This window comes from Paraburkholderia silviterrae (assembly GCF_004353915.1).
Taxonomy (GTDB): domain Bacteria; phylum Pseudomonadota; class Gammaproteobacteria; order Burkholderiales; family Burkholderiaceae; genus Paraburkholderia; species Paraburkholderia silviterrae.
In genome coordinates this window covers 17,777-37,993 of sequence record NZ_SMRP01000008.1, presented here as the reverse complement: position 1 = coordinate 37,993, position 20,217 = coordinate 17,777, and the positions used below count along the sequence as shown (strand labels likewise).

At 65.6% G+C, this 20,217-nt stretch carries 19 protein-coding genes; 2 read left to right on the top strand and 17 right to left on the bottom strand.

The annotated features are described in order from the left end of the window. Positions 1 to 11 precede the first annotated feature (11 nt). From nagE to EYW47_RS17525, 5 genes are all read right to left on the bottom strand, one after another. A complete protein-coding gene (gene nagE, locus EYW47_RS17545) occupies positions 12 to 1,787 on the bottom strand; it encodes an N-acetylglucosamine-specific PTS transporter subunit IIBC (protein ID WP_133196113.1) in 1,776 nt (591 codons plus the stop codon). Between the two features lie 177 nt (positions 1,788 to 1,964). Then, positions 1,965 to 4,619 carry a phosphoenolpyruvate--protein phosphotransferase gene (gene ptsP, locus EYW47_RS17540; RefSeq protein WP_133196112.1) on the bottom strand — a complete coding sequence of 885 codons (2,655 nt, stop codon included), beginning with the start codon at positions 4,617 to 4,619 and terminating at the stop codon, positions 1,965 to 1,967. A 12-nt stretch (positions 4,620 to 4,631) separates the two neighbouring features. Further along, positions 4,632 to 5,639 (bottom strand): SIS domain-containing protein, encoded by a 1,008-nt coding sequence (locus EYW47_RS17535; RefSeq protein ID WP_133196316.1) that lies wholly within the window; start codon positions 5,637 to 5,639, stop codon positions 4,632 to 4,634. Beyond that, a complete protein-coding gene (nagA, locus tag EYW47_RS17530; protein ID WP_133196111.1) occupies positions 5,632 to 6,735 on the bottom strand; it encodes an N-acetylglucosamine-6-phosphate deacetylase in 1,104 nt (367 codons plus the stop codon). Before nagA ends, EYW47_RS17535 begins: the two co-directional genes overlap by 8 nt. Positions 6,736 to 6,853: 118 nt before the next feature. After that, the gene (locus EYW47_RS17525; RefSeq protein ID WP_133196110.1) at positions 6,854 to 7,588 is read right to left on the bottom strand and encodes a GntR family transcriptional regulator; all 735 of its coding nucleotides are present in this window, start codon (positions 7,586 to 7,588) and stop codon (positions 6,854 to 6,856) included. A 443-nt stretch (positions 7,589 to 8,031) separates the two neighbouring features. On the opposite strand from EYW47_RS17525, the gene EYW47_RS17520 reads away from it, so the two are divergent. Continuing rightward, positions 8,032 to 8,451 carry a MarR family winged helix-turn-helix transcriptional regulator gene (locus tag EYW47_RS17520; protein WP_133196109.1) on the top strand — a complete coding sequence of 140 codons (420 nt, stop codon included), beginning with the start codon at positions 8,032 to 8,034 and terminating at the stop codon, positions 8,449 to 8,451. Positions 8,452 to 8,635: 184 nt separating this feature from the next. On the opposite strand, the gene EYW47_RS17515 is transcribed toward EYW47_RS17520, so the two are convergent. The 6 genes from EYW47_RS17515 to EYW47_RS17490 all read right to left on the bottom strand — a co-directional run bounded on the left by EYW47_RS17515 (position 8,636) and on the right by EYW47_RS17490 (position 13,997). After that, positions 8,636 to 9,448, bottom strand: coding sequence for a MetQ/NlpA family ABC transporter substrate-binding protein (locus EYW47_RS17515; protein ID WP_133196108.1), 813 nt, complete (start codon positions 9,446 to 9,448; stop codon positions 8,636 to 8,638). Between the two features lie 263 nt (positions 9,449 to 9,711). Further along, positions 9,712 to 10,359 (bottom strand): SCO family protein, encoded by a 648-nt coding sequence (locus tag EYW47_RS17510; protein WP_133196107.1) that lies wholly within the window; start codon positions 10,357 to 10,359, stop codon positions 9,712 to 9,714. Positions 10,360 to 10,363: 4 nt separating this feature from the next. Beyond that, complete coding sequence (cyoE, locus tag EYW47_RS17505; protein WP_133196106.1) at positions 10,364 to 11,269, bottom strand: heme o synthase; 906 nt, start codon at positions 11,267 to 11,269, stop codon at positions 10,364 to 10,366. A 9-nt stretch (positions 11,270 to 11,278) separates the two neighbouring features. Beyond that, positions 11,279 to 12,388: a COX15/CtaA family protein gene (locus tag EYW47_RS17500; protein ID WP_133196315.1), complete on the bottom strand. Its 1,110-nt coding sequence runs from the start codon at positions 12,386 to 12,388 to the stop codon at positions 11,279 to 11,281. A 38-nt stretch (positions 12,389 to 12,426) separates the two neighbouring features. Further along, entirely contained in the window at positions 12,427 to 13,077 is a 651-nt protein-coding gene (locus tag EYW47_RS17495) for an SCO family protein (RefSeq protein WP_133196314.1), read from the bottom strand. A gap of 161 nt (positions 13,078 to 13,238) precedes the next feature. After that, positions 13,239 to 13,997 (bottom strand): SURF1 family protein, encoded by a 759-nt coding sequence (locus EYW47_RS17490; RefSeq protein ID WP_133196105.1) that lies wholly within the window; start codon positions 13,995 to 13,997, stop codon positions 13,239 to 13,241. A 105-nt stretch (positions 13,998 to 14,102) separates the two neighbouring features. On the opposite strand from EYW47_RS17490, the gene EYW47_RS17485 reads away from it, so the two are divergent. Continuing rightward, entirely contained in the window at positions 14,103 to 14,312 is a 210-nt protein-coding gene (locus EYW47_RS17485; RefSeq protein ID WP_028220007.1) for a twin transmembrane helix small protein, read from the top strand. Between the two features lie 189 nt (positions 14,313 to 14,501). Here the strand turns inward: EYW47_RS17485 and EYW47_RS17480 are convergent, their stop codons facing one another. The 6 genes from EYW47_RS17480 to coxB form a co-directional block, all read right to left on the bottom strand. Further along, entirely contained in the window at positions 14,502 to 15,359 is an 858-nt protein-coding gene (locus EYW47_RS17480; RefSeq protein ID WP_133196104.1) for a cytochrome c oxidase subunit 3, read from the bottom strand. Positions 15,360 to 15,481: 122 nt separating this feature from the next. Further along, the gene (locus tag EYW47_RS17475) at positions 15,482 to 15,733 is read right to left on the bottom strand and encodes a DUF2970 domain-containing protein (RefSeq protein ID WP_377785254.1); all 252 of its coding nucleotides are present in this window, start codon (positions 15,731 to 15,733) and stop codon (positions 15,482 to 15,484) included. Between the two features lie 35 nt (positions 15,734 to 15,768). Then, positions 15,769 to 16,350 (bottom strand): cytochrome c oxidase assembly protein, encoded by a 582-nt coding sequence (locus EYW47_RS17470; RefSeq protein WP_133196103.1) that lies wholly within the window; start codon positions 16,348 to 16,350, stop codon positions 15,769 to 15,771. Positions 16,351 to 16,412: 62 nt separating this feature from the next. After that, positions 16,413 to 16,559 (bottom strand): cytochrome oxidase small assembly protein, encoded by a 147-nt coding sequence (locus tag EYW47_RS17465; protein WP_133196312.1) that lies wholly within the window; start codon positions 16,557 to 16,559, stop codon positions 16,413 to 16,415. A gap of 158 nt (positions 16,560 to 16,717) precedes the next feature. Further along, on the bottom strand, positions 16,718 to 18,331 hold the full coding sequence (ctaD, locus tag EYW47_RS17460) for a cytochrome c oxidase subunit I (protein ID WP_133196102.1): 1,614 nt from the start codon (positions 18,329 to 18,331) through the stop codon (positions 16,718 to 16,720). Positions 18,332 to 18,460: 129 nt separating this feature from the next. Further along, positions 18,461 to 20,125, bottom strand: a complete 1,665-nt coding sequence (gene coxB / locus EYW47_RS17455; RefSeq protein ID WP_133196101.1) for a cytochrome c oxidase subunit II — start codon at positions 20,123 to 20,125, stop codon at positions 18,461 to 18,463. Positions 20,126 to 20,217: the final 92 nt, after the last annotated feature.

Genomic DNA, 20,217 nt, shown 5'->3' with positions numbered 1-20,217 from the left:
CAAGGGACCGCTCAGGCCGCCTGCAACGCAAGCTCGCGCGCATAACGCTGCGCCGCGTCGCCCACGACGATATGCAGCGTATCCGCCGACACCCAGGCCACATCGAGCGCACCAAGCTGCGCACGGTCAACTGCCGCGGGGTCGCGCAGGATCACGCGCAAGCGCGTGACCGCGACCGCATCGAGCGACACAATGTTCGCCGCGCCGCCCAGCACCGCCAGCCAGCGCGACGGATTCGGGTCGAGCGGACCGGCTGCCTGCACCGGCTGAGCGGCAGACTGCGAGACTGATTGTGACGCGGACTGTGACGCAGGCTGCGCCACCGGCACTGCCTTGGCCGCCGCTGCCGCCGGGCGGCCGCTGGCAATCTCGCGACGGATCTCGTCGGCGATCATGTCGGCTTCCGGCCCGATGATGACCTGCACGCTCTCGCCACCGCGCTTGAGCACGCCACGCGCGCCGATTGCCTTCAGCGCCGGCTCCGACACATGCGCCGGGTCCGCCACCGTGAGACGCAGACGCGTCGTGCACGCATCGACCACCTTCAGGTTGGCCGCGCCGCCGAGCGCATCGATATAGCGCGCCGCACGCGACAGCGACGTGGCAGCGGCCGCGCCACCCACCGGCACTTGCACGCCCGACATCGACGAGGCGATTTCCGTGTCGCCGGCCGAGGCTTCGCGGCCCGGCGTCGGCAGATTGAAGCGGCGGATGAAGAAGCGGAACAGCGCGTAGTAGACCACCGCGTAGGCGATGCCTAGCGGAATCGCTTCCCAGCCGTGCGTGGAGAGGCCGTAGTTCAGCACATAGTCGATCGCGCCCGCCGAGAACGTGAAGCCGAGCTTGATGCCGAGCAGCGAGCAGATGGCGAGCGACAGGCCCGTGAGCACGGCGTGGATGCCGTAGAGCACCGGCGCGAGGAACATGAACGTGAACTCGATCGGCTCGGTCACGCCCGTGAGGAACGAAGTGAGCGCCATCGAGAGCAGCAAGCCGCCCACCATCGCGCGGCGCTCCTTGGGCGCCTCGTGCAGCATCGCGAGACACGCGGCCGGCAGGCCGAACATCATCACCGGGAAGAAGCCGGCCATGAAGCTGCCCGCCGTGGGGTCGCCAGCGAAGAAGCGGTGCAGGTCGCCGGTCACGGCCGCGCCGCCGGCGGCGGGCGTGAACGAGCCGAACACGAACCACACGAGAGAGTTCAGGATGTGATGCAGGCCAGTCACGAGCAGCAGCCGGTTCAGCAGACCGTAGACGAACGTGCCGATCGCCCCCGCCGTGGTCAGCCAATGACCCGCCGTGTCGATCACGTGCTGCACGGGTCCCCATGCATAGCCGAACACGATGCCAAGCAGCAAGCACGCGAGCCCGGTCACGATCGGCACGAAGCGCTTGCCGCCGAAGAAGGCAAGGAACTCGGGCAGCTTGATGTCCTTGAAGCGGTTGTACAGCATGCCCGCCACGACACCGGCCACCACGCCCGAGAGCACGCCCATGTTGAGCTTGTCGTTGATGTCCTTCATCACGGCGGTCTCGACCAGGTAGCCGAGCGCGCCCGCGAGCGCCGCCACGCCGTTGTTGTCCTTCGCGAAACCCACCGCGATGCCGATTGCGAACAAGAGCGGCAGGTTGTCGAAGATCGCGCCGCCTGCGTCGGCGATGATCTTGATGTTGAGCATGTCGGCCTGCCCGAAGCGCAGCAGAATGCCGGCCACCGGCAGCACTGCGATCGGAAGCATCAGCGCGCGGCCGAGGCTCTGAATCTTGAGAAACGGATTGCCATCCATTGAACTGCCTCCAGTCTCTGTCTCTTGCGTGACGAAAGTGAGGTGAGAGAAGCCGGCGCGCGATCGCTGCGCCCGCCGGTGTGTGGTTATCAAGGAAACCGAATGATTGTGGTGCTATCAACTACCCGGTGAAGCGAGTGGCCAATTGCTCAGCCACTCAGCAGATCAAGCGAGCAATCAATCGAGCGGCCAGTGCGCGCGGCTCGCTGCGCGCACCGCCTGCGCCGACTCCAGCGCGAGGACCTCGAACGCGCGCTCGCGGCACTGGCTGTAATCGAGCTTGCGCACGCGCGCCTTGATCGACGGCACGGAAACCGGATCGACCGACAGCTCGGTGACGCCCAGGCCGATGAGCAGCGGCACCGCGAGCGGGTCGCCCGCCAGCGCGCCGCACACGCCAACCCACTTGCCATGCTTGCTCGCGCCCTCCACCGCCACGGAGACGAGGCGCAGCACGGCGGGATGCAGGCCGTCGGCCTGCGTCGCCAGATCGGGCTGGCAGCGGTCCATCGCGAGCGTGTATTGCGTGAGATCGTTGGTGCCGATCGAGAGGAAATCGGCGTGGCGCGCGAGCTGGTCGGCCAGCAGCGCCGCCGAGGGCACCTCGATCATCACGCCCACCTCGATGCGGCCAGTGCGGCCCGCTTCGCGTGCGAACGTGTCGATGCGCTCGCGCAGGCGCACGAGTTCGCCCACGTCGGTGACCATCGGCAGCAGGATGCGCACGGCGCCCATGGGCTCGACCGCGAGCAGCCCGCGCAACTGGTCGTCGAGCAGATCGGGACGCACCTGGGCAAGGCGGATGCCGCGCAAGCCCAACGCGGGGTTCGGCTCGGGCGGCAGCGTCAGATAGTCGACTTCCTTGTCCGCGCCCACGTCGAGCGTGCGGATGATCGCCGTGCGACCACCCAGCGCTTCGGCGATCGCCTGGTAGCCCTCGCGATGCTCGTCCACCGTAGGCGCCGCCTGGCGATGGATGAACATGAGCTCGGTGCGCAGGAGGCCCACGGAATCCGCGCCGTTTTCCACGGCGGTGCGCGCATCCTCGAGCGTCGCGATGTTCGCCGCGACTTCGACCGCATGGCCGTCGCGCGTGGCCGCGGCCTCATGCGACGTACGCCGGTTCGCCTCGCGCACGCCGGCAAGGCGCTGCTTTTCGGCACGGGCGCGTTCGACGTCCTGCGTGCTCGGCGCGAAAGCGAGGCTGCCAGCGCCCGCGTCCACCACCACCTGGGTGCCTTCTTCGATCTTGTGCAAGGCATCGCCGAGCGCGACGATTGCCGGAATGCCCGCCTGGCGCGCGATGATCGCAGCATGCGAGGTCGCGCCGCCACGCGCCATCACGAGCGCGGTAACACGCTTGCGGTCGAGCGAGGCGAGGTCGGAGGGCGTGAATTCGTCGGCGGCAAGCACGGCTTCTTCAGGCAGCTCGCGCTGGGCCGCGCCCATCGCGTTGCCTGCGCCGCTCGCGTTCGCAAGCGCGCGCAGCACGCGCTTTTCGAGGTCCCGCAGATCGGCGGCGCGCTCCGCGAGCAGCGGGTCGTCCACCTTGCCGAGCACCGCGATCTGCTCGCGGATCGAGGCGCGCCACGCAAAGCCCGCGCTCTTGCCGAGGCTGATGAGGTCGCGCGCGGCGTCGATGAGCGTCGGATCTTCGAGCAGCACGCGATGCATCTGGAAGATGCCCGCTTCGCCGATCGCACCGCGCTGCGAGGCCGCACGCACGGAGGCGTCCAGCTCGCCGTCGACGGACGCGACGGCCTTGTCGAGCAGGCGGCTCTCCGCCGACGACGGGCCGCTCGCGAGCTCGGACGGCTCGAGTTCGGCGTCGTCCCAGCGCACCAGCTTGCCGACGGCCACGCCAGGCGCCGCACACACGCCGATCAGCGTGCCAGGCGCACCCGACACACCCAGCGCGGCCGGCTGCGCGGCGACACTAGCGCCTGCCGCACTGGCCACGGCGGCAGTCACCGGCGCCGGCGACAGTTGCCGCGCGGGCGCCTCTCCGCCTTCGCCCGGCGCTTCGCGCAGGAGCTCGTTGGCGACGGCATCGACAGCCTTCTGCGCCTCGCGGCCCAAGCCGACCAGTTCGATGGTCGCGCCCTCGCCCGCGCCGAGCCCAAGCAGGCCCACCACGCTTTCGATGGCGGCCTTGCGCTCGCCGAAGCGCACTTCCACGCGCGCATCGATCCCGCGCACCGATTCGCGCGCACGCGCCGCGGGGCGCGCATGGAGCCCGCCCGCATGCGTGAGCGTCACGCTGCGGCGCACTTCGTTGGTGACCACCTCGGCGACGCCGGCCGGGGGCGCGGCGCCGTCACGCGCACGCAACACGAGGAGCGGCGTCTCGCCCGCCTCGACACGGCTCGTGTAGCCCGCGCGCTCGACCACTTCGAACGCATCGGAGTTCGCCACCGCGATCACGGAGACGAGGCTGGGCGCGTTGCACGCCACCACGTCGAGATCGAATTCGATCAGCAGGTCGCCGCGGCGCACCTGGGCGCCCTGCTCGACCTTCGGCGTAAAGCCCTTGCCGCTCAGCTCGACCGTGTCGATGCCGATATGCACGAGCACTTGCGCGCCTTCGGCGGTCTGCAGCGTGACGGCGTGGCCGGTGCGCGCGAGGTGCATGACCGTGCCGTCGCACGGCGAGACGAGCCGGCCGACCAGCGGATCGATGCCGATACCGTCGCCGAACAGGCCTTCCGAAAACACCGGATCGGGCACGGAGGCGAGCGGCACGACCGGACCGGTCAGCGGCGCGGTCAATTCAATACGACCCTTGGCAGCATTGTCCGGGCTCATCAGGCGGGACTCCTGGATGCGTTCCATCAGCGTTCCAATCTAGTGGGTTTCGGTGACTTTGTTCAGGTAGCGCGGCTCGTCCGGGTTGCGGCCGCGCGCGGCGGCAAGGCTTGCCGCCATCACGTAGAACGAAAGAATGGCGGCGATCGGATCGAGCGTCGGGTCGGCCGTCGTCACGAGCGGCAGCGTGGCCTCCGGCACGTCGGCGGGCGCCGCCAGCAGCACGCGCGCGCCGCGCTTTTGCATGTCGCGCGCCAACTGCACGAGGCCCGCCTGCTCCGGTCCGCGCGGTGCGAACACGAGCAGCGGATAGTCGCGGTCGATCAGCTCCATCGGGCCGTGGCGCACTTCGGCGCTGGAGAACGCTTCGGCCTGGATGCCCGAGGTCTCCTTGAGCTTGAGCGCCGCTTCCTGCGCGATGGCAAGACCCGGGCCGCGGCCGATCACGATCATCTGCGAGACGTCGCGCAGCTCGTCCACGGCCTTCGACCAGTCGAGCGCGCCAGCACGATCGAGCGCCGCGGGCAGTGCGCGCACGGCGTCGAGGAACGCGGCGTCGCGCTGCCAGAACGCCACGAGTTGCGCCGACATCGCGAGCATCGCGATATAGCTCTTGGTGGCCGCGACACTCAGTTCGGGACCCGCCAGCAGCGGCAGTTCGTTGCCCGCGGCTTCGGCGAGCGGCGAGCCGCCCACGTTGACCATGGCCGCCGTGAGCGCGCCCGCGTCGTGCAGTGCGCGCATCGTGGCGACAAGGTCAGGACTCCTGCCCGATTGGGAAAAAGCAAGGGCAAACTGGCCCTTCACGCGCAATGGCGCCTGTTGCAGCGTCGCGATCGACATGGGAATCGAGGCCACCGGCACGCCGATGCGGCTCATGGTCAGCGAGGCGAAATAGCTCGCCGCGTGGTCCGAGCTACCGCGCGCAACCGTGAGCGCGACGTGGCGCGGCTCGGCCTCGAGCGCGCGGGCGAGCGCCTGAACACGCGAGGTGTCCGCGAGCTGCGCGGCGACGACGCCAGCCGAGGCCAGCGCTTCTTTAAGCATATTCGACAATCGATTCTCCTTCGACGTAGGTCGCGGTAAGCGTGAGTTCACGGTCGAACACGTTGACATCGGCCCATGCGCCGCGCGTGAGGCGGCCACGGTCTTCGATGCCGAGATAGTCGGCCGCGTAGCGCGACAGGCGCGCGGAAACATCTGCGATGGGCAGGCCGAGCGAAACGAGATTGCGCAAGGCCTGGTCCATGGTGAGGGTGCTGCCGGCGAGCGTGCCATCTGCAAGACGCACGCCGCCGAGGCATTTGGTCACGTGCTGGCTGCCGAGTCGGTATTCGCCATCGGGCATGCCGGTGGCCGAGGTGCTGTCGGTCACGACGTAGAGGCGCGGAATGGCGCGCAGCGCCGCGCGGATCGCGCCCGGATGCACGTGCAGCAGGTCGGGGATGATCTCCGCGTACTCCGCGTGGGCGAGCGCCGCGCCGACGAGACCCGGATTGCGATGGTGCAGCGGCGACATCGCATTGAAGAGGTGCGTGAAACCACGTGCGCCATGCTTGAGCGCGGCGACGGCATCGTCGTAGGTCGCGAGCGAGTGGCCGAGCTGCACGCGCACGCCGCGTGCAGCCATCTCGCCGATGATCTCGATATGGCCCGCGATTTCCGGAGCCACGGTCACCACGCGGATCGGCGCGATCGACAGATACTTGAGGACTTCGTCGAGCACGGCGGACACGGCCGCGTCGGGTTGCGCGCCGAGCTTGCCCGGATTGATGTACGGCCCTTCCAGATGCACGCCCAGCACCCGCGCGCCGCCCGGCGTGCGCCGGCGCGCCACGTCGCCCAAGCCCGCGACCACGCTCATGAGTTCATCGCGCGGCGCGGTCATGGTGGTGGCGAGCAGGCTCGTCGTGCCGTAGCGCGCATGGGTGCGCGCGATGGTTTCGATGGCGTCGCCCGCTTCCATGACGTCGGCGCCGCCGCCGCCGTGCACGTGCAGGTCGATGAAGCCCGGCAGGATGTAGGGCTCGTCGTTCTTCGCCGGATCGACGGACTCGCCCTCGATCGACGTGATACGTCCGTTTTCGAACGTCAGCGTGCCGTTGATCCAGCCACCAGGGGTGAGAATGTTTCCGCTCAGCATGAGATTCTTCCGATTTTGCTCACGAGAAAATGGGGTGCGCGATGAGTCGTGACGGTGACGTGCATGAGAGATTCGTGGCGCGGCGTTCCGTTCCGGCGAGCCGCCTTCGTTACTCCGTTCATTGCCTGAGCTCCGCGACGAAGTCGTAAAAGCCGTCGCGGCAATAGGTGTCGGTGAGCTCGATGGCGTGCTGGTCGCGCGAAAAGCCCACGCGCGTGATCACGAGCAGCGCCGCGCGCGGCTCCACACCCATCAGCGTCGCGATTTCGCCTGTCGCGTTGACCGCGCGGAAGTGCTGGAGCGCGCGCACGACCGGCACGCCGCGCCCCTCGAGATACGCATAGAGCGAGCCGTCGATGGCATGCGGGTCCGGCACGATGGACGCGGGCAGCGCCGAGTGCTCGACGGCCATCACGATGCCGTCCGCGCGGCGCAGGCGCCGCAAACTCGCGACCGAGGCGCCCGGCGAAAGCCCAAGCTGCACGATCTCCTCGCGGTGTGCCGCGCGCACCTCGCGTTCCAGCCACACCGAGTCCGGCGTGAAGCCACGCTGCTCCATCTTTTTCGTGAAACCTGTCAGACGCGAGAGCGGATCTTCCACGCGCGGCGTGATAAAGCTGCCCGCGCCGCGTGCGCGCCGGATCAGCCCCTGCTCGACCAGCAGCTCGATGGCCTTGCGCGCCGTGATGCGCGACACGCCGATGGCGTCCGAGAGCGTGCGCTCCGAAGGCAGCGCCTCGCCCGCCGACCAGACGCCGCAATGAATGGCCGTCGCAAGATTGCGCGCCAGCTGCAGATAGAGCGGCGTGACGTTGCGCGCATCGGGCATCAGGGCAGACCAACGGGTTTCCATGGAACTCCGGCCAGCGGTTGGACAGATCGGGGGGCTTCAGGGCAGGTCATCTGACACTTTCGACGTTGCCGTCGCGGTCTCTACCCTGCGCGAATTTGAGCCCATTATATAACCACAATAATACCAGTCAACATGCGCGATAGCCGCATCCTGATTGGCACAATTTCCATAATAATCAATGAATTACGCAACATTAAAGGGCGCTGTGGGCAGTACGCCGGGTATCGGTACTTTCCCTGGAGAGATACCTGTGGGCTCTTTTTGAGAGACCACACCGCCTCTCAGAGCACAAATTGGAAAGACCAAAGCGATACCAGATCAGAACCACCGGCCCGTTTCAGAGAAACAACGACGATATCGCGGCACCCTGACATCCCATATAGTGGCACCTGACCAACATCAACAAATGACGACGGGGTACAGGGTTGTCAAACGATTCCGCGATGAAACGGCGCGCCGAGGCCGTCCTGCAGTTCAATCGCTTCTATCGGAAATTTCTTGGCGAGCGACACAACGAACTTCCGTGCACCTCGTTTTCATTGACCGAGATTCGCATCCTGCGTGAGCTGGAGAGCGGCCGCACGGACACCGCTGCGGCACTCGCACGCGACCTGGCGCTCGATTCCGGCTATCTGAGCCGGATCCTCACCGGATTCGAGCGCCAGCAACTGATCTCGCGGCGGGCCTCGGAAGCCGACGCGCGCCAGACGCTCCTGAGCCTGACCGAAGCGGGGCGAGCCGCTTGCGCATCGCTTGCCGCGGCGGCGGTCGGCGGTGTGATGGGCTTGCTCGCGACGCTCTCGATCGCCGAGCAGGAACAGTTGATCGACGCGATGGAACTCGTGCAGAAGCTGCTGGGATGACGGTGCCGCTGCGAGCCTGGCATTAGCGGGCCTCGCACCGCGCGACACCCGTCGTAGCGCCGGCCCGGCCACGCCGCAGGCGCAAAAAAGCCGCTTACAGGAAGCGGCTTTTCATTTGCTGGATCGCCAGCGGGCGCGGCTTGTTCGCCGCGCGCTGCGATCGGAAGCGAGGATTCTGCGTCGCTTAGAACGACGGAATCATCGAGCCCTTGAACTCGTTCTTGATGAACTGGCGCACGTCTTCCGACTGATAAGCCGCGACCAGCTTCTTCACCCACGGCTTGTCCTTGTCCTGGGCGCGCACGGCGATCAGGTTCGCGTACGGGCTGTGGATGTCTTCCAGCGCGATCGCGTCCTTGGTCGGCTGCAGGCCCGCTGCCAGCGCGTAGTTCGTGTTGATCACGGCGGCGTCCACGTCGCCGAGCGCGCGCGGCAGTTGCGCGGCGTCCAGTTCGACGAGCTTCACCTTCTTCGGATTCTCCGCGACGTCGAGCGGCGTCGCGTTATTGCCGTTCGTGCCCGCGCCGGCGCGCAGCTTGATCACGCCCTTGTTCTGCAGGAGCAGCAGCGCGCGGTTCTCGTTCGACGGATCGTTCGGCACCGCGACCTTCGCGCCTTGCGGCAGGTCGTTCAGCGACTTGAGCTTCTTCGAGTACACGCCGATCGGCGAGATGTACGTGAGGCCCGCGTTCACGAGCTTGTAGCCGCGCTGCTTGACCTGGCTGTCGAGGTACGGTCCCGTCTGGAAGCTGTTGGCGTCGAGGTCGCCCGAGTCGAGCGCCGCGTTCGGCTGCACGTAGTCGTTGAATTCGATGACCTTGACGTTCAGGCCTTCGCGCTTGGCGACCTTCTGGACCACGGTCCAAACCTGGGCGTCCGGACCGGAAACAGTACCGACCTTGATGACCTTGTCGTCGGCGTGGGCGCCGAAGCTGGCTGCGAGCGTGGTGGCGGCGACGCCGGCGAGGAGAGCTTTAATCAGATTTCTGCGCTGCATGGAGATGATGTTTCCGCTTGTTGCGTGTTTGTTACTGTCATGTCCCGGCTGCAGCGGCATTGTGTGCCGCCAGCCGGGAAGCCATAAATGGTCTCATATGGCACCCGTCGCGCGAAATAAAGAAATCGCATACGGGTATACCAGCGTGCGCCAGTGAGAGGGGGGCCAGCTTGGGTCCACGCCTTCGGCGAACCACGGTGCGTCGGTGGTCCGACCTGAGCAGCCTGAATGACCTGCCAGGCCCAGGTGCGGCCCAAGCGACCTTAGTCGTTCGAGGCGAGCAGGATCTTCAGATCGTGGAGCCAGGGCGTGACGCCCTGCCCGTCGCGCGCAAACAGGCGCAGCTTGCCGGTGGTGTCGAACACGTAGCTCGCGGCGGTGTGATCCATCGTGTAGCTGCCGGGCGTATTGCCGGGCACCTTCGCGTAGTAGACGCGGAAGTCCTTCGTGATCTGCTTGAGTTGCGCCTCGTCGGCGGGACGCAGCGCAATGAAGGTGGGGTTGAACGCGCTCACGTACTGGCTCAGGATCTCGGCGCTGTCACGCTCGGGATCGACGCTCACGAAGAGCACCTGCACGCGCTTCGCGGCATCGGGACCCAGTTGCTGGAGCGCCTGCGAAAGCTCGGCCATGGTGGTCGGGCACACGTCCGGACAATGCGTGTAGCCGAAGAACAGCACGACCACCTTGCCCTTGAAGTCGGCGAGCGAGCGCATCTTGCCGCTCGCGTCAGGCAGCGAGAAGTCCTTGCCGAACTGCGTGTTGCCGGTGATGTCGAGGTTCGAGAACGACGGCGGCTGCTGGCCGCAGCCAACGAGTGCCATCGTGCCGCCGAGCGCGCCCGCCGCCGCGAGGGCAATGAGTGAGACACGCGCGGCACGCGCCGCGCGTGCGAACAAGGAGCGAGCCATACCGTTACATCCCGATGAGCGCGTGCACGTAGTGATCGACGAGCAGCGCGGCGAACAGCACCGAGAGGTAAACGATCGAGTAGCGGAAAGTCTTGCGTGCGAGCGCGTCCGAATACTCGAGATAGATCTTCCACGCGTAAGCGAGGAACACCGCGCCGAGCAGGACGGCTGCGACGAGATACAGCATGCCGCTCATGCCCGAGATATAGGGCATCAGCGTGACCGCGAACAGGATCACGGTGTAGAGCAGGATGTGCAGGCGCGTGTACTTCTCGCCGTGCGTGTTGGGCAGCATCGGCAGGCCGGCGTTTTCGTAGTCCTTTCGGCGATAGAGCGCGAGCGACCAGAAGTGCGGCGGCGTCCACACGAAGATGATGAGCACCAGAATCCAGGCGTCGCCCGGCACGTGGCCCGTGACGGCCGCCCAGCCAAGCGCCGGCGGCATCGCGCCCGAGGCGCCGCCGATCACGATGTTCTGGGGCGTGGCGGGCTTGAGCAGCAGCGTGTAGATGATCGCGTAGCCGATGAAGGTCGCGAACGTGAGCCACATGGTGAGCGGGTTGGTGAACGTATAGAGCGTCCACATGCCGATGCCGCCGATCACCGCGGAGAACAGCAGGATCTGCACGCTGGTGATCTCGCCGCGCGCCGAAGGACGCCATGCGGTGCGACGCATGCGCGCATCCACCTTTTGCTCGACGAGGCAGTTGATCGCGAAGGCTGCGCCGGCCGTCAGCCAGATGCCGACAGTGCCGCCGACCAGCTGTTTCCAGGGCACCATGCCCGGCACGGCGAGGAACATGCCGATGACCGCGCAAAACACGGCCAATTGGGTGACGCGGGGCTTCGTGAGCGCGAGATACTGCGAAATCCGGCTGCCGGGTGTTTGGGGGAGAGTTGTACTTTCCATAGGGCGGGGTCACACCGCTGCGGTGTCGCGCGCAGGGAGCACAGCGCGGCCGGGGCGGCTACAAGCAATTCGAAAGTTTAGCACGACGACCAAAAGCAACAGGATCGCCGCGCCACCGTTGTGCGCAACTGCCACAGGCAGCGGCCACTGCAGCACGATGTTCGATAGTCCGGTCAAAAACTGGATCGCGATCACGATCAGGACCCAGTTAGCGGGGCGGCGCAGCGAAGCGTAGCGACGCAACTTGAGGGCGAACCATACCAGATATGCGATCACGGCGAACGCGAACGTGCGGTGCGTCCAGTGGATCGCGACGAGTGCGTTCTGGGTGATCACGTCGCCGTTGCCGTCCATGCCGAGCGCGCGCCAGAGGTGGAAACCGTGGTGGAAGTCCATCGGCGGGATCCACGCGCCGTTGCAGGTCGGAAAGTCCGTGCAGGCGAGCACCGCGTAGTTCGTGCTCACCCAGCCGCCCAGCGCGATCTGCGCCACGAGCAGCACGAGCGCCACAAGCGCGGCCACGCGCCAGCGCGCGGCGTCGGGCTCGAACGTCGGCAGCGGCGTCATGCGCGCAGCGAGCCACGCGAGTGCTCCAAGCAGCGTCAGGCCGAGCATGAGGTGCGTGGTGACGATGATGGGCTGCAGCTTCATCGTGACCGTCCACGCGCCGAATACGCCCTGCACGACGATCAGGCCGAGCAGCGCCGTGGGCCACCACGGCGAGACGTGCAGCGGCATGCGCTTGATGCGCGCGCGCCAGGCGATCGCCGTCTGCGCAATGATCAGGACGCCGATGGCCATCGCGAAATAGCGGTGAATCATCTCGATCCACGCCTTCGTCATGCTCACGGGGCCGCTCGGCATCGCGAGATGGGCGGCCGCGATCTGCGCATGCGCGATGAACGGCGACGAAGTCCCGTAGCAGCCCGGCCAATCGGGGCACCCGAGGCCCGAATCGGTGAGGCGCGTGAAGCCGCCGAACATCACGAGGTCGAGCGTCATGAAGGTCGTGAGCCACACGAGCTTGCGGAACTTGTCGTCGTCGGCCTTCACCCAGACCCACGACAGCGGCAGCAACGCGATGCACAGGCCGATCAGGCCCAGCTCCAGGATAAACATCACTCTTACTCTTCTCTGTCAGACTCGCGCTGCGCACCTTAACCGATACGCGACCACTTGAGGAGTTTGGTCACGTCTTGTTTGATCTTCGACGGATCCGGCTGCGCCGGGAACCGCATCATCAGGTTGCCGTTGGGATCGACCATGTAGATGTGATTCGTGTCCCTCGTCGTGTCCGTGGCGGGCAGCCAGGCGGCCACCGAGGCCGGATCGGCGCGCAGCATGCGCGTATCCGGATAGGCGGTCTTCAAGGCGGCCGGCACGCTGGCGTCGTCGCTGCGCAGCCAGACCATGATGATGCGCTCGCGCTCCTGGCCCTGCGTCGCGCGCACCTGGCGCATGAAGTAGAGCTTCTTCACACAGGACTCGTCGCACGCGCCGCCGTCCACCGAGATCATCAGCCAGCGGCCCTTGAGCGAGGCGAGCGGCACTTCGCGGCCGTCGTCGCCGGTCACCATCAGCGCGGATGGAATCGTGCGCTGCGGCTCGATCAGCGTGCCGTAGCTCGTCGTGCCGCCCTTCGGCTTGATCACGTAGTACGTGAAATAGGAAATCGCGATCGGCGCGCCGCACATCAGCGCGATCAGCAGCAACATCCAGCGGCCGCGCTGCCACGAGCCCTTTGGCGGAGCGCCCTTCAGCGGCGCGCCGTTCTGGGGAGCGCCCCTGGTCGTTGCGCCCTTCTGCAGCGTTGCGCTGCGCGAAACCTGCGATGAATCGGGAGAATGCGTCGACACTGCGTGAACCTCGTTTCTGTCGCTTCCAGTTATCCATGCGCTGCCAAGTCGCAGCGAATTTTTGCGCCTGATGAACCGCCCGGCGGCGCGATCGGCCCAAAGCCCATCGATCGTCAGGCGTCCTTCGTGCTGTGCGCCGGCTCCTGCCCACGCCCTTCACTGCGCTCTTTTGTCGCAGCCCGGCGGGCCGCGTAGAGGCCGAATCCGAGCGCCGCGGCCGCCATGCCCCACCACTGGAGCATGTAGCCGTAGTTGCGTTCGACGTCCGCGACCGGCACGGGCCAGTCGCGCACGAGGCCGTCCTTGAAGGCCGGCACGAAGCCCGTTTGCTGGATCACGAAGGGCTGCAGCGGCAGTCCGGTTTCCGCCGCGTAGGAAGCGACGCCGAGATTCTGCCGTATCTTCTGATGCGCTGCAGAGCCGCCCGCACCCAGCTCGAAGGCACGCGAGGCATCCGCGCGCGCAATGCCCTCGACTTCGACCGGGCCCGTGGGTGTCAGATAGGGCGCGATCCGCTCCCGGTCCTCGATGTTGCGCGGTAGCCAGCCGCGGTTCACGAGCACGTAGCCGCCGCCTTCCAGTTTAAGCGGCATCACCACGTAAAAGCCCGGCTGGTCGTTATAGGGACGATTGTCGAGATACACCACGCGCTCGGGCATGAATGTGCCTTGTGCCCGCACGCGATGGAACTCGATGTCCTTCAGGGCCACCGCCGCGGCGCCCACCGTCTGCGGGCTCGCGTTCTCGTAGCGCGTGATCTGCGCCTGCAACGCTTCCTTTTGATGGGCGCGATCGCGTTGCCAGAAGCCCAGGCGGATGGTCACGGCCATCACGACCAGGATGAGCAGTGCGGGAACGAGCCGGATCTTCATCGGGCCCATCCGATGCGGCGCATTCGAATGGCCGAATCCCGTGCCACGGAGCACGGTGCGATAATGAGACAGGCGATTTCAGGCGTGCCAACTTCCGTGAACTTCATGCACATACTTGTCCCCATTGCGTTTGCGCTGATCATCACGAGCATGATCTCCGCGCTTTACTTCATGATGCACGACCGGGGCCGCACCAAGCGGATGGTCTGGTCGCTCGCGACACGCGTCGGGCTGTCCATCTCGCTGTTCCTCTTCATCCTCTTTGCGCACTGGATGGGCTGGATCCAGTCCACCGGGATTCCTTACGGCCGCTGAGCGCGGCGCCCGCGTTCGGGCGATCGGGCCTTCGCAGCAGCGTCCGGCCGCTTCGCACCCCGCATCATCGAGTCCCGCAAAAGCCAAGGCGCCGCTCCGACATCGTCGGCGCGGCGCCTTTTTTTATGCTCGCTGCGCTGCGGCAATCGCATGCCGCGCGAATGCCCGCATCGTGCGCCTTACACTGGCTTAGAGCCAGTACACGACCACGTAGAGGCCGAGCCAGACCACGTCCACGAAGTGCCAGTACCATGCGGCGCCTTCGAATGCGAAGTGGTGCTCCGCCGTGAAGTGGCCGCGAATCAGCCGGACCATCACCACGGTGAGCATCGTGCCGCCGAGGAACACGTGAAAGCCGTGGAAGCCGGTGAGCAGGAAGAACGTCGAACCGTAGATGCCCGAAGCCAGCGTGAGATTCAGTTCGTTGTACGCGTGAATGTACTCGAAGGCCTGCAGGCACAGGAAGCACAGGCCCAGCACGATCGTCCCGGCGAGCCACGCGATGGCCTTTTTGCGGTGATCGTCGCGCAGTGCATGGTGAGCAACCGTGAGCGTCGCGCCCGAGGAGAGCAGCAGCGCCGTGTTGATGGTCGGCACGGGCCAGGGCGTCATCGAGCGGAAGTGCGAGACGAGCGCTGCCGGACCGTTGTTCGGCCACACCGCCGTGAAGTCCGGCCAGATCAGCTTGTAGTCGAGACTGCCGAGCTGATGCAGTGCGATCTGGCGCGCGTAGAAAAGCGCACCGAAGAACGCGCCGAAGAACATCACTTCGGAGAAGATGAACCAGCTCATGCTCCAGCGATACGACGAGTCGACGCGCTTGCCATACATCCCGCCTTCCGATTCGGAGATGGCGTCGCCGAACCAGTGCCAGAGCGTGAAGAGCAGCCACAGCAGACCCGCGGCCACGCCGATCGGCCCCCACGATTCGCCGTTGATCCACGAGGCGAGCGACGAGAGCATGATCAGCAGACCAATGGACGCGCTGATCGGATGCCGCGACGGGTGCGGAATGAAGTAGTACGGGCTATCGTTTTGGCCGCTCATGCCTGATTCTCCAATTTCCAGTTGCTCCGGACAGTGCCGGCTTTTGCCGACTTCTGCCGGCGGTCTGTCTTCGTTATTCGTTCTCGGGTGCGAGAGCAAGCGTCCTCATCGCTGCGCCCCGCTTATCCCACCACCGCGTGCACGATCAAGAGCAGCACGACGATGAACAGCACCGCGCCGATGAGCCCCGCCGCGATCAGCGCCAGCGGATGCAACTGCGCGGCGTCCGATTCGAGGTCGGCACGCTTGCGTATGCCGAGGAACGACCACGCCACCGCTTTCGCCAGTTGCAGCACGCCGCTCTTCTTTTGCTTTGCCGCGCCGGCGCCCTGATTTGCGCCGCCGTTCTCGCCCTTCATGTCGTTGCCGCTCATGCGCGTCGTCTCACTGGCGTCACGCCTCACTCATCTCATGCGCCGGCCGACTGCTTCGGCGCCGTTTGTGCCGCAGGCTTGTTCAGCTCGAAGAACGTGTACGACAACGTGATCGTCTTCACATCCTTCGGCAGCTTCGGATCGATCACGAACACCACCGGCATGCGCTTCGTCTCGTTCGCCTTCAAGGTCTGCTGCGTGAAGCAAAAGCACTCGATCTTGCGGAAGTACTCCGTGGCCTGCTTCGGCGCGTAGCTCGGGATCGCCTGCGCGTCGATCGTGCGTCCTTCGTTGTTCGAAATGTCGTACATCACCGTCATGACTTCGCCCGGATGCACGTCGAGGCTCGTCTGCTCAGGCTTGAAACCGAGCAGCCCGCGTGCGTTCGCGTCGAACTCCACCGAGATCGTGCGCGTCATGTCCACCTGTGTGTTGCGCACCTCGCTCTCGGAGGCGTCGCGCTTCACGAGGTTGTTGACGCCGCTGAACTGGCAGATCGCGCGATACATCGGGATGAGCGCGAAACCGAAACCGAACATCAAGAACGCGACAACGACGAGCTTGATAAGCATCGAGCGGTTGAACGCGCGATCGCTGCGAGAGTGCTGCGTAGACATCGGACTTCCTCGTACGAACAGCAGCGCTCACGCCGTTGCGTTGCGCCTCACTGCCAATGGCTTCACTGCGCCAGGCCGCCGAAATACACCTGCTTCACAACGGCACCCAGAAAAAAGACGGCGACGATGGCCAGCAAAATGAGGCCGAGCCGCAGGTTGCCCGCTCGGATCTGTTCGGGCGTACGTCTTTTTTGTGGATTCCGGGTCATGCTTGCGTTGCCAGTGTTGCTGGTGTTGCCAGTGGCCGCGGGTTGCGTGCTCATGCTCGTGATCGCCCTCATGTCTACAACGCCATGCTGAGCATCATGCGCAGCCGCGACTTTCATCGGTGCCCGGCCGGCGCGGCCGGACACCCAGGACCGATGGCTTATTCGACCGTCGGCGGATTTTCGAAGGTGTGGAACGGCGCCGGGCTCGGCACGGTCCACTCGAGGCCGGTTGCGCCGTCCCACGGCTTGTCGCCGGCCTTTTCGAGCTCGCCGCCGCCACGGTAGGCCGGCAGCGCCACGAAGAACAGGAAGTACACCTGCGAGAGGCCGAAGCCGAATGCGCCGATCGTGATCACCTGGTTCCAGTCGGTGAACTGGGCCGGATAGTCGGCATAGCGACGCGGCATGCCAGCGAGGCCAACGAAGTGCATCGGCAGGAACGCGAGGTTGAAGAAGAACAGCGAGCACCAGAAGTGGATCTTGCCGCGCATCTCGTTGTACATCCAGCCGGTCCATTTTGGTGACCAGTAATACCACCCTGAGAACAACGCAAAGAGCGACCCCGCCACCAGCACGTAATGGAAGTGCGCGACGACGAAGTAGGTGCCGTGATACTGGATGTCGAGCGGCGCCATTGCGAGCATCAGGCCCGACAGACCGCCGAACGTGAACACGATCAAGAAGCCCACCGCCCACAGCATCGGCGTTTCGAACGTGAGCGAGCCGCGCCACATCGTGGCCACCCAGTTGAACACCTTCACGCCCGTGGGCACCGCGATCAGCATGGTCGCGTACATGAAGAACAGCTGGCCCGTGACCGGCATGCCGGTCGCGAACATGTGGTGCGCCCAGACCATGAACGAGAGAATCGCGATCGACGCCGTGGCGTACACCATCGAGCTATAGCCGAACAGCGGCTTGCGCGAGAACGCCGGAATCACCTGCGAAACGATCCCGAACGCCGGCAAGATCATGATGTAGACCTCGGGGTGGCCGAAGAACCAGAAGATGTGCTGGTACATGACCGGGTCGCCGCCGCCTGCCGCGTTGAAGAAGCTCGTGCCGAAGTGGCGGTCGAACAGCAGCATCGTGATCGCGCCCGCGAGCACCGGCATCACGGCAATCAGCAGGTAGGCGGTGATCAGCCACGTCCACGCGAACATCGGCATCTTCATGAGCGTCATGCCGGGCGCGCGCATATTCAGGATCGTCACGACGATGTTGATGCCGCCCATGATCGACGACGCACCCATCATGTGCAGCGCGAAGATCGCGAAGTCCATGCCCGGGCCCATCTGCGTGGAAAGCGGCGCATAGAGCGTCCAGCCCGCGGCGGTCGCGCCGCCGGGCGAGAAGAACGAGCCGACCAGCAGGCACGCGGCGGCCGGCAGCAGCCAGAAGCTGAAGTTGTTCATGCGCGCGAAGGCCATGTCCGATGCGCCAACCTGCAGCGGCACCATCCAGTTCGCGAAGCCCACGAAGGCCGGCATGATCGCGCCGAACACCATGATCAAGCCGTGCATCGTGGTGAGCTGATTGAAGAACTCGGGGCGCATGATCTGCAGCCCGGGCTCGAACAGCTCGGCACGGATGGCGAGCGCCATCACACCGCCCGACAGGAACATCACGAACGAAAAAATCAGATACAGCGTTCCGATGTCCTTGTGGTTGGTGGCGAACAGCCAGCGCCGCCAGCCGTGGGGGGTCTCGTGGGCGTGATCGCCGTGCACGTGACCGTGCCCGCCGGCTACATCGTGTCCGATGCTAGACATGAGTCTCTCCTGAAGCGAATTGCTTTGCGTCTCTTACTGCAGCGTTGGCCTGCTTGACTGCGTCTTTTTCTTGCCTGCTCGTTGCGCGCCACGTTCCTGCTTCTCGCGCACCGGCTCGGTTCAACCTGTTCAGGCTGCCGGACTGATCTCCACGCGCCGGGCTTCCTTCGCATCGGCGCCACCGGTGACCGTCTCCGGCTTCTTCAGAATGATGTGATCCTCGGCGATGCCCGCCGCCTTCAGCGCGTCGCGCACAGCCTGCGCGCGATGCTTGGCGAGCTCCGCATTGGCGTCGGCCTTGCCGCTCGCGTCGGTGAAGCCCGAGAGCGCAAACTTCGCGTCGGGATGCGCCTTCGCATAGTCGGCTGCCGCCTGGATTGCGTCTTTCGCGTCGGCGGGCAGCGTGCTCTTGCCGACTTCGAAGTAGATGCTGGCCGGCAGCGCCGCTGCGCCAGGTGCAGCCGCTGCTGTGCTTTGCGCCGCGCCCGAAGCCTGCTCTGCGCCGCTGGCCGCGGCGGGCGCCGCTGCGCTCGCGCCGCTGGCCGCGGCTGCCTGATCGGCGCCGCTTGCCGGCGCAGCGCCCGCGCCCGCCGTATGGTCGCCGCCCTCGGGCATTTTGCCGTTGCGCGCATCGATGACCTGGCGCGGTTGCAGCACGTCGCCGGTATGGTTGCCCCACGCGTTGCGCTCGAACGTGATGACCGAAGCGATCTCGACGTCGTTCAGCGTAGGCGCCCAGGCAGGCATCGCCGCCTTGCCGTGCAGGACGATGCTCACGTGCTCGGCGATCGGACCGTTGGCGATCTTGCTGCCGTCGAGCGCCGGGAACGCGCCCGCACCCTTGCCGTTGGGCTGGTGACACACCGCGCAGTTCGAGGTGTACACCTTCTCACCGCGCTCCTTGAGCTCAGCCAGCGTGTAGGTCTTGTTGGGGTCGTCGTTCGCAGAGGCCATCTTCGCCTTCTGCGTGTCCACCCACTTCGCATAGTCGTCGTCGGAGAGCACCTCGACCACGACCGGCATGAACGCGTGCTCCTTGCCGCACAGCTCGGTACAGAAGCCGCGAAACGTGCCCACCTTCTCGGCCTTGAACCACGTGTCGCGCACGAAGCCCGGAATCGCATCCTGCTTCACGCCGAACGCGGGCACGTACCACGAGTGCACGACGTCGTTGGCGGTGGTGATGATGCGAATCTTCTTGTTGACCGGCACGACGAGCGGGTTATCGACTTCCTGCAAATAGGTGTCGGTGATCGGCGCCTGGCCGTTCACTTGCGCGCGCGGCGTCGTAAGCGTCGAGAGGAAGCTGATGCCCTCGCCCGGCCCCTTCACGTAGTCGTAGCCCCATTTCCACTGGTAGCCGGTGACTTTCACGGTGAGGTCGGCGTTGGTCGTGTCCTTCATGGCCACGACGGCCTTGGTGGCCGGCAGCGCCATCAGCACGACGATGACGAACGGCACGATCGTCCAGATGATTTCGACGGTCGTGCTCTCGTGGAAATGCGCGGCCTTGTGGCCCTTCGATTTACGGTGCGCGTAGATCGAATAGAACATGACGCCGAATACACCGATAAAAATCACGGTGCACAACAACAGCATCATCATGTGCAGGTTGTAAAGCTCTTCTGCGATGCGCGTGACGGGCGGCTGAAAATTGATTTCATTCACCGCTGGGCCGCCCGGACTGTCTCCGACTGCGAGTGCCGCGCCGGCGACGAGGAGTCCGCTGCACGCCAGCACGCCCTGTAGGGCTCGCTTGATTGTTTTCATAGCTTCCTTACCCATAATTTCCATTCAAACCCTCGACCCCGCAGGAAGGTTCTGCAACCAGGTTACGCCCTGGGTGCGCGTCGAATGATGACTCGCACTCTGAACCAGCCCCTGCC

Coding starts and splice junctions, on each gene's coding strand:
- EYW47_RS17470 (WP_133196103.1), bottom strand. CDS start 16,350: ATGTCTACGCAGCACTCTCGCAGCGATCGCGCGTTCAACCGCTCGATG.
- EYW47_RS17465 (WP_133196312.1), bottom strand. CDS start 16,559: ATGACCCGGAATCCACAAAAAAGACGTACGCCCGAACAGATCCGAGCG.
- ptsP (WP_133196112.1), bottom strand. CDS start 4,619: ATGGAACGCATCCAGGAGTCCCGCCTGATGAGCCCGGACAATGCTGCC.
- EYW47_RS17480 (WP_133196104.1), bottom strand. CDS start 15,359: ATGAGCGGCCAAAACGATAGCCCGTACTACTTCATTCCGCACCCGTCG.
- nagA (WP_133196111.1), bottom strand. CDS start 6,735: ATGCTGAGCGGAAACATTCTCACCCCTGGTGGCTGGATCAACGGCACG.
- EYW47_RS17510 (WP_133196107.1), bottom strand. CDS start 10,359: ATGGCTCGCTCCTTGTTCGCACGCGCGGCGCGTGCCGCGCGTGTCTCA.
- ctaD (WP_133196102.1), bottom strand. CDS start 18,331: ATGTCTAGCATCGGACACGATGTAGCCGGCGGGCACGGTCACGTGCAC.
- EYW47_RS17475 (WP_377785254.1), bottom strand. CDS start 15,733: ATGAGCGGCAACGACATGAAGGGCGAGAACGGCGGCGCAAATCAGGGC.
- EYW47_RS17490 (WP_133196105.1), bottom strand. CDS start 13,997: ATGAAGATCCGGCTCGTTCCCGCACTGCTCATCCTGGTCGTGATGGCC.
- cyoE (WP_133196106.1), bottom strand. CDS start 11,269: ATGGAAAGTACAACTCTCCCCCAAACACCCGGCAGCCGGATTTCGCAG.
- coxB (WP_133196101.1), bottom strand. CDS start 20,125: ATGGAAATTATGGGTAAGGAAGCTATGAAAACAATCAAGCGAGCCCTA.
- EYW47_RS17485 (WP_028220007.1), top strand. CDS start 14,103: ATGCACATACTTGTCCCCATTGCGTTTGCGCTGATCATCACGAGCATG.
- EYW47_RS17520 (WP_133196109.1), top strand. CDS start 8,032: ATGAAACGGCGCGCCGAGGCCGTCCTGCAGTTCAATCGCTTCTATCGG.
- EYW47_RS17535 (WP_133196316.1), bottom strand. CDS start 5,639: ATGCTTAAAGAAGCGCTGGCCTCGGCTGGCGTCGTCGCCGCGCAGCTC.
- EYW47_RS17500 (WP_133196315.1), bottom strand. CDS start 12,388: ATGTTTATCCTGGAGCTGGGCCTGATCGGCCTGTGCATCGCGTTGCTG.
- EYW47_RS17525 (WP_133196110.1), bottom strand. CDS start 7,588: ATGGAAACCCGTTGGTCTGCCCTGATGCCCGATGCGCGCAACGTCACG.
- nagE (WP_133196113.1), bottom strand. CDS start 1,787: ATGGATGGCAATCCGTTTCTCAAGATTCAGAGCCTCGGCCGCGCGCTG.
- EYW47_RS17515 (WP_133196108.1), bottom strand. CDS start 9,448: ATGCAGCGCAGAAATCTGATTAAAGCTCTCCTCGCCGGCGTCGCCGCC.